At 29.5% G+C, this 217-nt stretch carries 1 protein-coding gene; it reads right to left on the bottom strand.

Features of this window, described 5'->3' with window-relative positions; translation table 11 throughout:
* The coding region (locus HHH54_RS11745) for a transposase (protein ID WP_198618843.1) at window positions 1-217 on the bottom strand (217 nt) is incomplete at both ends.

The raw sequence follows: 217 nt of genomic DNA, 5'->3' as shown, positions 1-217 counted from the left end.
TAATGAGTTTAATTTTGTTATTAATACCTTCAATCGGACCATTCGTAAAGTTGGCATATTCTAATGTGTTGGTAATGAATGGAATATAACTGTTTAATGTTTTTATGACGGTTCTTAATTTAGGATGGATATCTGGTAAAGCTACGTTTTCTAAAGACTGAAGTAAGGCTTCTATATCATTGTTATTAATATGACAACGAAGTTGATTGACTGTAAA

Origin of the sequence: Staphylococcus canis (assembly GCF_016238445.1) — a bacterium.
GTDB lineage: Bacteria > Bacillota > Bacilli > Staphylococcales > Staphylococcaceae > Staphylococcus > Staphylococcus canis.
Note: the sequence above shows the minus strand (reverse complement) of the source record. Positions and strands in the feature narration are given on the sequence as shown.